9 protein-coding genes are annotated in these 13,962 nt (G+C 48.4%); 3 read left to right on the forward strand and 6 right to left on the reverse strand.

The features are described 5' to 3' along the window. Positions 1-909: 909 nt before the first annotated feature. From AC0YOA_RS05640 to AC0YOA_RS05665, 6 genes are all read right to left on the reverse strand, one after another. On the reverse strand, positions 910-1,026 hold the full coding sequence (locus AC0YOA_RS05640; protein WP_210038316.1) for a YjcZ family sporulation protein: 117 nt from the start codon (positions 1,024-1,026) through the stop codon (positions 910-912). 196 nt (positions 1,027-1,222) lie between these two features. Next, positions 1,223-2,887 (reverse strand): type 2 periplasmic-binding domain-containing protein, encoded by a 1,665-nt coding sequence (locus AC0YOA_RS05645; protein ID WP_475785814.1) that lies wholly within the window; start codon positions 2,885-2,887, stop codon positions 1,223-1,225. Positions 2,888-3,053: 166 nt separating this feature from the next. After that, complete coding sequence (locus tag AC0YOA_RS05650) at positions 3,054-3,953, reverse strand: carbohydrate ABC transporter permease (protein WP_210038318.1); 900 nt, start codon at positions 3,951-3,953, stop codon at positions 3,054-3,056. 20 nt (positions 3,954-3,973) lie between these two features. Beyond that, positions 3,974-4,945: an ABC transporter permease gene (locus AC0YOA_RS05655; RefSeq protein WP_475768608.1), complete on the reverse strand. Its 972-nt coding sequence runs from the start codon at positions 4,943-4,945 to the stop codon at positions 3,974-3,976. Positions 4,946-5,364: 419 nt separating this feature from the next. Then, the gene (locus AC0YOA_RS05660; RefSeq protein WP_475785815.1) at positions 5,365-7,038 is read right to left on the reverse strand and encodes a type 2 periplasmic-binding domain-containing protein; all 1,674 of its coding nucleotides are present in this window, start codon (positions 7,036-7,038) and stop codon (positions 5,365-5,367) included. A 46-nt stretch (positions 7,039-7,084) separates the two neighbouring features. Beyond that, on the reverse strand, positions 7,085-9,289 hold the full coding sequence (locus tag AC0YOA_RS05665) for an AraC family transcriptional regulator (RefSeq protein ID WP_475785816.1): 2,205 nt from the start codon (positions 9,287-9,289) through the stop codon (positions 7,085-7,087). Between the two features lie 325 nt (positions 9,290-9,614). Between AC0YOA_RS05665 and AC0YOA_RS05670 the strand changes: the two genes are divergently transcribed. The 3 genes from AC0YOA_RS05670 (at position 9,615) to AC0YOA_RS05680 (ending at position 13,952) form a co-directional block, all read left to right on the forward strand. Then, entirely contained in the window at positions 9,615-11,924 is a 2,310-nt protein-coding gene (locus AC0YOA_RS05670) for an AraC family transcriptional regulator (protein ID WP_475785817.1), read from the forward strand. Between the two features lie 171 nt (positions 11,925-12,095). Further along, positions 12,096-13,061: an ABC transporter permease gene (locus tag AC0YOA_RS05675; RefSeq protein ID WP_210038323.1), complete on the forward strand. Its 966-nt coding sequence runs from the start codon at positions 12,096-12,098 to the stop codon at positions 13,059-13,061. A gap of 12 nt (positions 13,062-13,073) precedes the next feature. Then, entirely contained in the window at positions 13,074-13,952 is an 879-nt protein-coding gene (locus tag AC0YOA_RS05680; RefSeq protein ID WP_210038324.1) for a carbohydrate ABC transporter permease, read from the forward strand. Positions 13,953-13,962: the final 10 nt, after the last annotated feature.

Consider the following 13,962-nt stretch of genomic DNA (forward strand, 5'->3'; position numbering starts at 1 on the left):
ATAACGAAGAACGGATTCAATTAAAATTAAACAAACTGACGCCGGTTGAGTACCGACGCCAGCTCATAGCCTAGGGCTTTTTTCATTGTCTACAAATTTGGGGCTTGACCAGTTCGCTGACGAGGTTGTTTTTGTTCTTAGGATAAAAAAATTCCTCCTACGGGGGAAGAGGAATTGAATACGAAAATTGACGTTAAGACTTTCGTGAATTAAAGAAAATTGACTAGAATATTACGTCATTTAACAGGAAATACGTAATAACGAAACTTTTCGTTATAGCTAAGGTTCACTCGTCCGAAACTTACTTAACGGATTGTTTTTAGACTGAACCTTTTCGCTGCGGTTCAGTCTATTTTCGTTAGTAACGCTTTACCGCCAGGAATTGGTGAGAGCTTTTTCACATATTTTATTTCTTCTTTTAATGTATGACTGGCTAACCGGTCTGTGGTTGTAATATGTTTCAATACATAAACATAAGGTAGGTAATTCCCGGGAAAATAACTCCAAGGATGTTGACGAGTTGTTGACGGATGATGTTTTTATAGAAATTTATAGACAAATATAAAAAAAAAACCCTTATAAATCAAGGGTTTTTATGGTATCAGATGATACAGAACTAGCAGATTTCCACTTTGAGGGGGTGGCGCTCACAAGGCGTGCGGGTTCAAATCCCGCCGACCGCACCAACCTTACACTTCCCAAAAACCCTTGGTAATCGAGGTTTTTTTTATTTTTCATATACAGGACATTTATTTTCTCACCTACAAGTCCAAAAGGAATCCGGCATGACTGCAGCGGCGATGGTGCAGCGGTGGAGAGAAAATGGAAAATAGGCCCGCAGTGCGGGCCTGTTCAGGGATTATTTGCTAGTCAGGAACGTGATCGGAGGTTAACGTTCCGAAGCTTTAATTAGTAGCCGAATCCGCAACCGCGGGTGATAATGACCAGCAAAATAAAGAGCACGAGTATGAATCCAATTCCTGCGCCAAATCCGCCATAGCCAACACCGCCAACTAAACCAGACATTCTGAAGCACCTCCTTGTGTTTTGGGTACTCTGTAAGTTATGCATGCCTGCCCCATGGCGATTGTGTGTTTGTTACGGAATGGTATTGGCCTAATGATGATTGGTCCGATACATGATGTGGATTAATGGTGTTCAAAAGCGAAGAAGCAGGGGCTGATCAGCAGCCCCTGCTTCTTCCTGCACACAGGCAATCCCGTCATTTCTTGCTGTCATATGCATGCTGATAGATTTCGAGATAACGGGTCAGATTCAGGCCGTCAAAGCCCTTCACGTAGCTGTCCCATTCGGAGTCGTTTAATTTTCTGGCGCCCGTTATGAATTGAGCCATATTCGAGCGCACGTAATCATTGATTTGCGTGCGCTGCTGAATCGCTTCCTTCGCATCGTCGGACTCCATGAAGATGGTCAGCGGAAACGTTTCCTCCGGCTGCTTGTTCTCGTAGTTGTTCGCCGTCTCGAGATACAGGCGATACTCATAGCCTACCTGGGAGAACGGATCTTCCGGGATGGCCCATGATTCACGGATTTCACGCGTCCTTCTGGTGATGCCCATTTGATCCCATATATCGTTCAGTGTCGTCCCGATATTCCAGTATTCCGGCTTAAGACTGTACTTGGCCTGGTTGCCGTGCACATCCTTCTGGCCTTCTTTGGCTGCCTCCCAGTACGTTCCTTCCAATCCATATTCATTGGTAATCGCATGCTCTTCGGAGTACAGGTAATCCGCCAGTTTGATGGCTGCAATGGCCTCCTTCTCCGAAGCCTTGTTCGTAATGGCGAACTGGCCGTTGCCGTATGCCTTGTAATATCCCGCATAAGCGATGCCGCCCGGCCCCTTCAGAGGAGGGACGGATACATATTCTTTATGACGGTCTTGTCCTTCTGCCAGGCTGAAATACATGCCGATATGTCCGGCCGTGACGCTGCCGCTCACGTTGTCGCCTTGTTTGTTGCCTACCTGCGCCATCTGGTCGATATTTTGCGTGAAAGCTTCCTTATCGATCAAACCCTCGCTGAACAGTTTATTCACATACTCCAGTCCCTGCCGCCATTCCGGCTGATTCGCGGCTAATTGGACCTTGCCGTCCTTGATGAAGAAGAAATCCTCATCATTATCATAGATGAAAGAGTTCATCAGAAAGTTGGATGGAATGCCATGCCAGGAATTAAACGAACCGGATAACGGTATTTCGTCCTGCTTACCGTTGCCGTTCGGATCCTTTTCCTTGAAGGCTTTTAATACCTCGAAATATTCATCGGTCGTTGTTGGCATTTCAAGACTCAGTTTGTCGAGCCAACTCTTGTTGATCCATAATTTTTGGGCATACCAGCAGTGGAAGCAGTCGTTAATATGAGGCAGGGCGTAGATGTTTCCGTCCGGGGCTGTGATGGCTGCCTTCAAGTCCGCATCCTCCTCGAACGCCTTCTTGATCTCATTTCCGTATTTCTCAATCAAATCGTTCAGGGGCATCAGGATGCCCTGCTTGCCGTAGTCGATCTGCTCGGCTTGCGTGAAATCGCCGGAGAGAAAGACGGCCGGATAATCGCCGCTGGCCATAATCAATTTCTTCTTATCCTTTGCATTCGCCTGAGGAGTGGCATCGAACTTGAATTTGATATTCAGCTTATCCTCAATAAAGGTCGTCACGGTGTTTGTACTGACATCTTCGATACGGGGCGGGACTGTAATAAAGGTATTCAGCGTAACGGGGGGTTCGCTGTTTCCATCTTGAGCCGGTGAATTCGTTCCCGTGCCGGCTCCGTTATTGCCCCCGGCATCATTCCCGCCGCTGCAGGCGGATAAAAGCATGGAAATGACGAGAGTCAGAGCTAACACGACCGAACCTGTTTTTTTTCTCAAGCAGACTCCTCCTTAAAAGTTTTGTGAAGCATAGCTTCCTGTCTTAACTCCGCAGCAAAACTGGCTTCGGAAGCCTATGCTTCGTTTGACGAAGCACAGTCTTCCAATCAAAGACGGCATCACCTCCCGGAAAATCGAAATTATTATGGAACACTTCCGGTTTCGATCAGCCTTTCAGCGAGCCGATCATTATGCCCTGGACGAAATATTTTTGCACGAATGGATAGAGAATCAGTATGGGCAGCGTGGCTACAACAATGAGCGAGAATTTCAATAGATCCCGCAAGCCCTGCATAGCGGCCATTTGGTTCGCGTCCACCATCATGCTCGCGTCAATCGAATTCAGGATGAGGATGTTGCGCAGGATGATCTGCAAGGGAAACAGGTTCTGCGATTTCAGGAAGATCAGCGCATCGAAATAAGCGTTCCAATGCCCTACCGCATACATCAGAACCAGCACAGCCAGAATCGGCTTGGACAACGGCAGTACAATCCGCCACAGAAAGCCCAGATCGCTTGCGCCGTCCAGTTCGGCTGCCTCTCCGAGCTCTTTGGGAATGGTCGACTGGAAGAAGGTGCGGGCGATAATGACCTGCCACACGGCCAGAGCGCCGGGAAGCAGCATGGCCCATCTGGTGTCCAGAATTCCGACCATTTTGACGGTCAGGTAATAAGGAATCAATCCGCCGCTGAACATCATGGTTATGACCAGAATGACCATGATCGGACTGCGCCCGAAGAAGGTGCTCTTGGACAGCGGATAAGCCAGCATCACGGTCATGGTTACATTGATCAGCACGCCGAAGAACGTATAAAAGAGCGAATTGGCATAGCCTGTCAGCACCTGCGGGTTGGAAAAGATCGCCTTGTACCCTGCAAGGCTCGGTTCTACCGGGAGCAGCCAGACCCGTCCGCTGATGACGGCCTGCGGCGAGCTGAAGGAAGAGCTTAGAATATAGATGAGCGGATAAAGCACGATGATAAGAATGAATAACAGAAAAGCATAAACGATGAACAGAAATATTTTGTCGCCTGCCGATTCCTTAATAGCTGCAGATTTGTTCATAGTAGAAATTCTCCTCTCCGTTACCATAGACTGCTGTCCGATATGCGTCTGGCGACAAAGTTCACCGTTAGCAGCAGGATAAGATTGATGACCGAGTTAAACAAATCAACAGCTGCGGAGAAGCTGAAGTTCGCCCCAATCAGTCCGATTTTGTACACATAAGTGGAGATGACCTCAGAGGTGCCGGTATTCAACGGGTTCTGCATCAAATAAATCTTCTCGAAACCGACATTCATGATCTGCCCGACATTGAGAATAAGCAGAATGATGGCGGCAGGCATGATGCCTGGCAGATCGATATGAATCACCTTCTGGAACCGGGAAGCTCCGTCGACCTTGGCTGCTTCGTATAACTCCGAATTGACGCCGGCAAGCGCGGCAAGATAAATGACTGCTCCGTAGCCGATGCCCTGCCAGACATTGGACCAGACGAAGATGCTGCTGAAATACTTGGGCACGCCCATGAAATTAATCGATTCGATTCCCAGCAGCTGCACGATGGAATCAATAAATCCGAGCCGCGGAGACAAGAAGAGGATAATCATCGAGACCATGACGACGGTAGAAATAAAGTAGGGGGCGAACGTTACCATCTGCACCGTTTTCTTGAATCTCGCATTTCGAATCTCATTCAAGGCGAGCGCCAGAATGATCGGCGCCGGAAATCCGATGACAAGCGAGTACAAGCTGATGACCAGCGTATTCTTGATGAGCAGCCAAAAATTCGGCGAGTTGAAGAAATCGGAGAAATTTTGGAGTCCCACCCAGTCGCTCCCCGAAAATCCCTTGACCGGACTAAAGTCGCGGAAAGCAATCTGCGCGCCGTACATCGGAATATATTTGAATATAACGATGTACGCCAGCGGCAGAAGCACCAGCAGATACAGCTGCCAATGCCGCTTGACCTTTCTTGATGAGTTTTTCCATAGAAGCCGTCTGCCGCTTCCCGATGAGTCCAATTTTTTTGCTTCCAGCGCTCCTGTTGACTGCATGTTAGTAACCTCACTCCTTTTCCATAGTGATCGGTGACGGATTGGTGTTAACGATAAGGGAGCTGTTCCGGCACGGTCAACGGCCAGTATTCAACGAACGGACGAAATTCTGCAACCGCTTACTAATCGTGGGCGGTGGCGGGCGCGCGATTTTCTGCTGGCGCGCATAATTCCGCAGTCTCGCACAGGGAACCCGCGATACATACGAGAGTCAAGGTCGCCAGCTGCGTCTGCCTCAGATCAGCCCGCGCGAGATCCATGCAGGACAAAAAAATCCCGATTTCCGTTGAAGCCGGAAGCCGGGATTGAACGATCTTTTTTTTTAAAATAGGCAGGTAAAAAATATGCTCTATACTTAACATATATTTTCAATACGAAGAAGCTGCTGCACCGCCAAAGGAGGGGCTGGCCTTATCTTCTTATTGGCCGTTCTTGTACTTGTTATAGGCATTTTGGTAAATCGTCAAATACCGCTCAAGCTTGAGTCCGGTAAAACCGTCACAATAAGCATCCCATTCCTGGTCCAGATCCTTCGTGCCGGTTATAAACTGCACCATGTTGGATTCAATATAATCATTGATTTGCACCCGCAGGCGAACCGCCTCGAATGCATCTTCCGGCTGCACATAAATATTGGCCGGAAAAACTTCATCCGGCTCTTTGCCGAAATAGTTTTTTGCCGTTTCCGCGTACAAACGGTGCTCGTAGCCTTCCTTGGAGTACAGATCCCCGGGCACCGCCCACGATTCGCGAAGATCTCTGTTGCGATACAGGATGCCCATCTGGCTCCAGCCGTCATTTTGGGTCAAATGCTCCCAGTATTCAGGGTTTAACCTGAATCTGGCGGGTCTTCCGTGCTCGTCAACCTCTCCCGGCAGACCCTTCCGCCACCACACGTTCTCCGGCCCGAATTCATTGAGAATGGCCGCCTCTTCGGAATACAAATAGTCCGCCAGCCGGATGGCCGCTGCCGCCTGTGTCTCGGTTGCTTTGTCCGTAATCGCAAACTGGCCGTTATCCCCCATATTGAAATACCCGGCTGCCTGGTAGCCGTCCGGACCGATTAACGGAGGAATGGTGTCATATTCCTGGTTTCTTGCATTATCCAGTCCGCTGAATGCCATCCGGATATGACCCAATGTGGCGCTGCCGAGTATGTTATCGTCCTGGTGGCTTGCCAGCTGGATTATCCCGTCAAGAGTCTGGGTGAAGGAGGACGGGTCCACCAGCCCTTCGCTGTAGAGCCGGTGAATATAGGCAAGACCGTCCTTCCACTCCGGCTGCACTGCAGCCATCCCCACTTTGCCGTCTTTCACATAAAAATAATTGTCATCCGTGTTATAGATAAACGCGCTCATCAGAAATCCGGTTATTTTGGCATGAAAGGAGCCGATTGCTCCGGATAAGGGGACTTCATCCTGCTTGCCGTTGCCGTTTGGATCCTGCGTTTTAAAGGCTTTGAGCATCCGGTAAAACTCTTCCGTTGTTTGGGGAGGCTTCAGATTAAGCTTTTGCAGCCAGGTCGAGTTCACCCAGAGCTTCTGGGCATACCAGCAATGAAAGCATTCGTTAATCGAAGCAAGGGAGTAAATATGTCCATCAGGGGCCGTGACCGCTTTGCGGTGCTCAGGATGCTCGGCGAAGATCCGCTTGATATTGCTTCCGTAACGGTCGATTAAGTCATCCAGCGGCCTTAAGACGCCTGACATGCCGTATTTGATTTGTTCATCCGGCGTGAAATCGCCGCCCAGCATGACAGCCGGATAGTCCCCGCTGGCGAGAAGCATTTGTCTTCTTTCTTTTTTGGCGGAGGCGCCGGCGGTAACAAATTCAAATTTGATATTCAATTTCTCTTCGAGGTATTTTGTAAAGGCATTGGTGTTGAGATCCTCGACTTCCACGGGCGGTGCCGCGTATACGGGGAGCAGGATCTGGTTGTCCGCTATGGGGAACTGGTCTGCCGGCCGTATCTCGCTATCGGATTCTTTTTTGCTGTCTACAGCAGGGCTTGACCGGTACGTGGACCCGGCAGCCCAGACAAGCGCACAGCCAATCAGGAGCATAACGGCAATCCCAGTCATTTTCGATTTCAATGAGGCTCCCCTCCTTAAACTAGACTCTATACCTTGAGCGGGCTGCTCAACCGGTTTGTTCATTCGTGTTGCGCTTGCGGTAATCGACGGGCGAGATGCCCTCGACTCTCCGGAACGCCCTCCTGAAAGTGGCCGCATTGGCGTAACCGACGCGTTCGCCAACGTTCTGGATGGAACCGGATTGTTCCAGCAGCCATCGTTTGGCGTGCCGTATTCTGACATCGGCCAGGAAATCGAGAAAGTTTTCCCCGAATTCCTCTTTGAACAGCTGGCTCAAATATTTGGCGTTAATGGAGAACCGGTCACTCAAAAAATCAAGCGAAAGCTCCGGATTGGTATAATGCTCTTCGATGTATTTCCTTACCTGTCTCATCAGATGATGGTATTGACGCCCTCCGCGAAGCGCCGCCAGCCGTTCCGCGAAATCCTCCAGAATCCGGTACAGGGTCTGCTGAAGCTCATCAAGCGTATCAAAGTCCCCGATTATTTGCCGTGCGGGCAGCAGGGAGGAGTTTGTCCAAATCTCATAATGATCGTTGGAAACGGAAGAGATTTGAAGATCCATATGGGCAATAAAGTAGCGGCCAAGCTCAATGATCTCGTTCTTGGACAAGCGGCATGTCCGGATTCCGTCGAACCAGTGCCGGAAGCTGTCGCGCCAACCCTCCTCATTGCAACGGAAGGTCTGAACCAGACTGTGAATCGCTTTAAGATGCTTATTGTTTTCCTTTATTGTGGCATTTTGCGCTTCCTGGTGGAGGATGATCCGGTTACTGCCCAAAACGGCTTTGAATTTCAAGGCTTCCAAAGCCTCCTTGTACGCTTCTGCGGTATCCTCCAGCGACTCGGCCTGTTCACCCATTCCAAGCGTAACGGTAAATTTAAGATTTTTATGGACCCATGCGACAATGCTCTGACAAATATCCCCCATTCCGGTATTCGGTTCATGGAGGAAGACAATGCCGGTCAGCTGCAACGAGGAGGTCCATTCAAGCCATATGCTGGAGGCATGTGGGCTGAACATTTCATGCGTCACGCTGCTGAGCACAAATTTGAACAGGGACTGATCGCGGGCTTGAAACCGGAAGAAGGATTGCTCGGGGTTGTCAATCTCGATAATCAGCACATTCAGCGGCTCGTGGGAGGGCAGCGGCAGATTGTCCCGATGCGCATTCCCTGCATACTGACCCGTGATCAGCTCTGTAAAGAAGGTTTTCTTCCTATGCAGCGCCGCTTGTTCGAATTCCTTCCTGAAAGCCTTCGATTGCTCGGAGAAATTGTCGATCGCCGATTCAATAAAAGCAAATTCGTTAGCGGCCACCCTTCCCAGTGAATGCTTCTCCTGAAAGAGATCGTCGTTGATGCGCAAGACAAGCTCTTCGAGCGGCTTATAGTTCTGCCTGGAGACATAAATGATGCACAGGATACCGGCAATAAAAACAATAAAGCTCAGCACCAGCCAAACGCTTGAGAAGCTGGAAACCGTATTGAGCAGCTTGCCGTTGGTTACCCCGCTTTCCGCCTTCCAGCCGGTATATTCCGAGGATATATCGGCGAGAACCTTCCTGGTCCCCGCGGAATCTTCCTGTATAAAGAGAGGTCCGCCGTTCAGACCGTACAGGTTTACGAATGCCGTTTGCGAATCGTACATATCCATAATCATTTCCTGGAGGGAAGAGAGGCTGACGTTGATGACGAACAGTCCTTGCGAGCCGAGACTCAGGGGAACCGGATGAACGAGACTTACGACTTCTTTACTTTTCTGAAAACCAAACTCGCGATAGGTCCTGACATCGGTCCATGGGGATGCTGTCCCGCTGCTCTGCATATCCCGTATAAAAGCAGCGTCTTCAAATTCATCCAGGTCTCTGATCACATTCCCGTTATAGACCAGCCCATCGCTGTATCTTACCAGGTAAAAGGAATCGATGAGCGGCACTTCCTGTTTCAATGCCGTCAGTTTTTTGACCACCTCGTAGTTCAGAAAAACATTGCTGTCATCCTTCTCGTCAAAAAAATCGGCAATCAGCTTGTTGTTCATTATTTCTCTGATCATCATATAATCGACCGACTTCAGGGACACGTCGACGGATTGCAGCAGCTGCCGGATGAATACCTTGCTTGATTCTCTTGTATTTTTGTTGTTTTGCTCGACCAGCGTTTGAAAAAACAGGAAGAAAACAAAGGAGAAAATAATGAAAAATATCGGCAGGTAGGACCAAATCATTTTGTGCAGCCACGTTTTATTCATCGGAACCACCCTTCACAGGATTAGAAAACCAAATGAATTGTAAGCGCATTCAAATCCAGGGGCCGTGGAGTGGATAAATCAGGATTTACAGTAAGATCATAGTGGTTATCAATCAAAAAGAATATACACAAAACTATCTTGTTTTTGTACAAAGCTAAGCTGTTCCGCGGACCTGCGCCTCTTTTCTTCAATCATGCGGCTGGAAGGAAGAAAATAAATCATGTCGAATTTTAGTATAGAAACAGGATATTGTGTCCTATTATGGCAGCAATTTTTGAAAGTGCTTACATTTGATTTGAATCTCATCAGCTAAGGAGAATGTTTGATGTCAAGAGGCAATTATTTTCGCAAAAGCCTGATTTATGCTTTAATCATGACCAGCGTGCCCATGGCTATTATTGGAATCTGCAGTTATTTTATTGGAGTCAATCAAGTGGAAAAGGAGGTTTACCAGAAAAACCACTACCAGCTTGACCAGGTGTTCAAGCGGTTTGACGAATTGTTCTCTCAATTTGAGCTGACGGTGGACAAGGGTGCGGCCAATTCGATATTCGATGAAAAGCTCAGAAATACGAATTTTATCGATGAATTTCGGGTCATGCAGGATATTTACAGTTTGCTGGCGGTCACCCAAAGCTCTGACGATATGATTTTGCGGATTGATCTGTATCTGGAAAACCAGCAGCTGCTGGTTTCCAATGACAGGGGGGCGATCAAGCTCAAAGATGAGCCGAACAAGGCTGTATACGACATGATATTGAAATCAGAGGATCTGATGTACTGGAGCGATACGGAAACCTATTCTCCAAACGGCGGCGAATTGTTTCCCCTGGTCTTGGTCCATAAGCTTCCCTTTGTAAGTACAAGGCCTTATGGAGCGCTGCTGGTTTATTTGGACAAGAGCCTGCTCGATAAAGAAATAACGCAGATGAATCCGTATGAGAACGGAATTTCTTTCATCATCAAGCCCAATGGTGATTGGATAACATCCGGTAAAGAAACAGAAACAGACCCGGACAAGCAAGATCTGAAGGATTACATAAGAGGCAAAGTGATCAAGGAGGACAGGAACGCCGATTCCTTCACCGTAAAGTGGGAGGGGGCGGAATATTCGGTTGCCAATGCGACTCTTTCCCGTACAGGCTGGCGTTATGTGATTGCTACGCCGCTGTCCCAGTTAATGGAACCGATCACCCTGACGTCAAAGTTTATGCTTGGTGCGAGTTTGCTGGGCGTTGTGATTGCGGCCTTGCTGTCCTGGTTTGCTTCGCAGCGCATGTACAGGCCCATCAAGCGGCTGGTTCAAATGTTTGGCGGGAGTATCGGCAGCAAGCTGCAGGAGGAGGACAGGTCGGATGAAATCAAGTATATAGAGAACAAATGGCTCCATATTACCCGGGAAAGCCGGTTATTTCAATCTCTGCTGGAAGAGAACCGGTACAGTATGAAGAAAGGATTTTTGCTGCAGCTGATTCAGGGCCAGCTTTATTTCTTTTCTGAAAATGAGCTGCGGAGGCGGATGGAGGAGCATGGCTGGAATACGGAAAACAAGAGATTTGCTCTCCTGCTCATCCAATTATCCCCGTTTTCCGAATTAAGCAAAAGATTCGTGGAAGGGGACGAGCAGCTCGTCACCTTCGCTGCAGCCAATATTATGGAGGAGCTCTCCGGCGACAAGGAGAATATGGAGGCTGTCAATCTCCATAACTTAACCGTTGCGCAGCTTGTCTGGTTTGCGGAGGATAAGCCCAAGGAACAAATCAAGAGTGAATTGTTCAGATTTTCAAATGAAGTGATCACCATAATTACCAAATTATTGGGTGTCCATGTGGCCGTAGGGGTAAGCAGGACGATTCATGAGCTCAAGGATCTGCCGACAGCGCTCGAGGAGGTCAAGCAATGCCTGCATTTTCGAAATATCGGGGAGCATGGGCAAATCCTCAGCACAGATGATTTCATTCCCTATGTGAAGGATAATCCGGATTATCCGTTTCAGATCGAAAAGGAATTCATTCACGCGCTTCAAATGAGAGCCGGGGAAGAAACCCTTCAGAAATGGAACGAGTTTATTCTGGTATTAAGGCAAAATGCGGGAAAGGCGTTTCAAATTCAACAATATATGGCTCAGCTGCTGGGCAGTGTGTTACGGGCGATGATGCAGCTTGGGGTAGTGCATTCAAGCGCCAGCCAAGGCATAAATCTCTACGAGCAGCTGTTCAGGCTCAAGGAAATCGATGAAATCAACAAGTGGTTCGTAAATAAAGTCATTCATCCCTTTCTCATCGCATTGTCCGAGAAGCAGGGCATCGAAATGAAGCAGACGATCCGCAAGGCCAAGGATATTATCGATCAGGAATATATGAAGGATATTTCCCTGGAGTATCTATCCGATCGCATCGGAATTCTGCCCAAACGGCTGAGCGCCATCTTTGTGCAGGTGACCAATCAGAATTTCATTGACTATGTCACCGGGATCCGTTTGGATAAAACGAAGCAGCTTTTAAGAAATACGGATTTGAAGGTTACCGAGATTGCTGCCAGAGTAGGCTACCAGCCTTCCTATCTAAATAAAATATTTAAAAAAACAGAAGGGATTACGCCAGGGGAATATCGGGAATCTGTTTTGAGGCTGTAATGCTTGGGCATTCAGCCCTTTTTTTATGCCTGTATGGTCTTGAAAACGGGCAAATGGGAAAAAGTACAATCCCGGTTAATGGAATTGGGAAAAAGTCGGATTGTGAGAAATGGGGCCATCGGGTACATTCAGAGCATGAATTCACTTGAGCAGAGGAAAGGTGGGTGGGGAATGCCAAACGCGTTAACGGAATTGAACAAGAGAGCCGGACAGGCACCAAACAAAAGCAAATTTCAGCCGGTGATGAAGGACATCCTGAGAGACAAATATTTATATATTTTGGCTCTGCCGGGAATTCTCTATTTTCTTATTTTCAAGTATGTGCCCATGGGCGGGATTTTGATTGCGTTCCAGGATTACTCCCCTTATCAAGGCTTCTTGCACAGCAAATGGGTAGGGTTTGAAAATTTTGAACGTTTCTTCCTGGGCAGCGAATTCTGGAATCTGTTTCGGAATACGATGATGATCAGCCTGCTCAATCTCGTTTTCTTCTTCCCGGTCCCGATTATTGTGTCTCTTCTATTAAATGAGGTCCGAAGCAGAAAATTTAAATCGACGATTCAAAGTGTTGTCTATCTACCCCACTTTTTCTCATGGGTAATTATCGCGGGGATGACCTTCTTACTGTTTTCCCGTACCGGCGGAATCGTCAATAACGTAGTTGCCATGATGGGCTTTGAGAAAATCGACTTCCTGACGAATCCCAATTATTTCTGGATTATGCTTACGCTTCAATCCATATGGAAGGAAGCCGGATGGGGAACCGTTATCTTTCTGGCGGCCATTGCCGGCACGGATCCGGCTCTTTACGAAGCGGCCAAAATGGACGGCGCCAACCGGCTGCGCCAAATGTGGCATGTAACCCTGCCTGCCATCAAGAATGTTGTCATTACCTTATTGATTCTGCGGCTGGGGCAGGTGATGGATGTCGGCTTCGAGCAGGTTTATCTAATGACCAGCAGCGCGGTTTCCAGTGTATCGGATGTGTTTGAAACCTATGTGTTCCGCATGGGGGTCAAGAACGGCCAATTCAGCTTTACAACAGCCGTTGGGCTGTTCAAATCGGTTGTGGCGCTCATTCTGGTCATCACAACCAACTGGCTGGCCAAGAAATTCGGCGAAGACGGCTTATATTGAGGAGGCGGGATTGTGACAAGAACGTTCCGGGGATTCTCATTTGATCTCGTGGTCACGCTAATACTTGTTTTTGCGGGCGTCATTACCATTATCCCCTTTCTATATATCATTGTGGTCTCCTTTGCAACGCCATCGGAGTACATTCAAAAAGCGGGCGTGTTCGTCTTTCCGTCCGAATGGACACTGGTCAATTACAAGTATCTGCTGTCCACAGGCACATTCATCAAGGCAGCGGGGAACAGCGCCTTTCTCGCCATTGTCGGAACGCTGCTGAGCCTTGCGGTTACCTCAAGCTTCGCTTATTCCTTATCCCGAAGACGGCTCCGGGGGAGAAAGGTGCTGCTGCTGCTCGTCTTGATCTCGATTTTGTTTAATCCCGGCATTATTCCGCCGTACCTGGTTGTAAAAAGCCTCGGGCTGATCAACAGCATCTGGTCCTTAATCATTCCCGCCTTAACCAGCGGCTGGTATATCTTTCTGATGAAGAGCTTCTATGACAGTATTCCTGCCAGCCTGGAGGAGGCGGCAAGCATCGACGGCTGCAACGATATGGGGATCTGGGTGAAAATCATTCTCCCGTTGTCGCTGCCTTCTCTGGCGGCGTTCGGGCTGTTTTATGCGGTAAGCTATTGGAATGTGTTTTTTCACGCGATTTTGTACATCAATGACTTTGACAAATGGCCGCTGCAGGTGCTGCTGCAAAATATGCTGATCGATTCCTCGACCAGCGGCGGCGATCTTGCCGGACAAATCGCATCCGAACAGGAAATGCCCAAGGAAACCTTGAAGATGGCAGCCGTCGTCGTTGCCACAGTACCCATTATCCTGGTATATCCATTCCTGCAGAAGCATTTCGCCAAAGGCGTGATGGTCGGCTCTGTCAAGGAATGATATATAAACA

Source organism: Paenibacillus sp. JT22N12, from assembly GCF_056269365.1.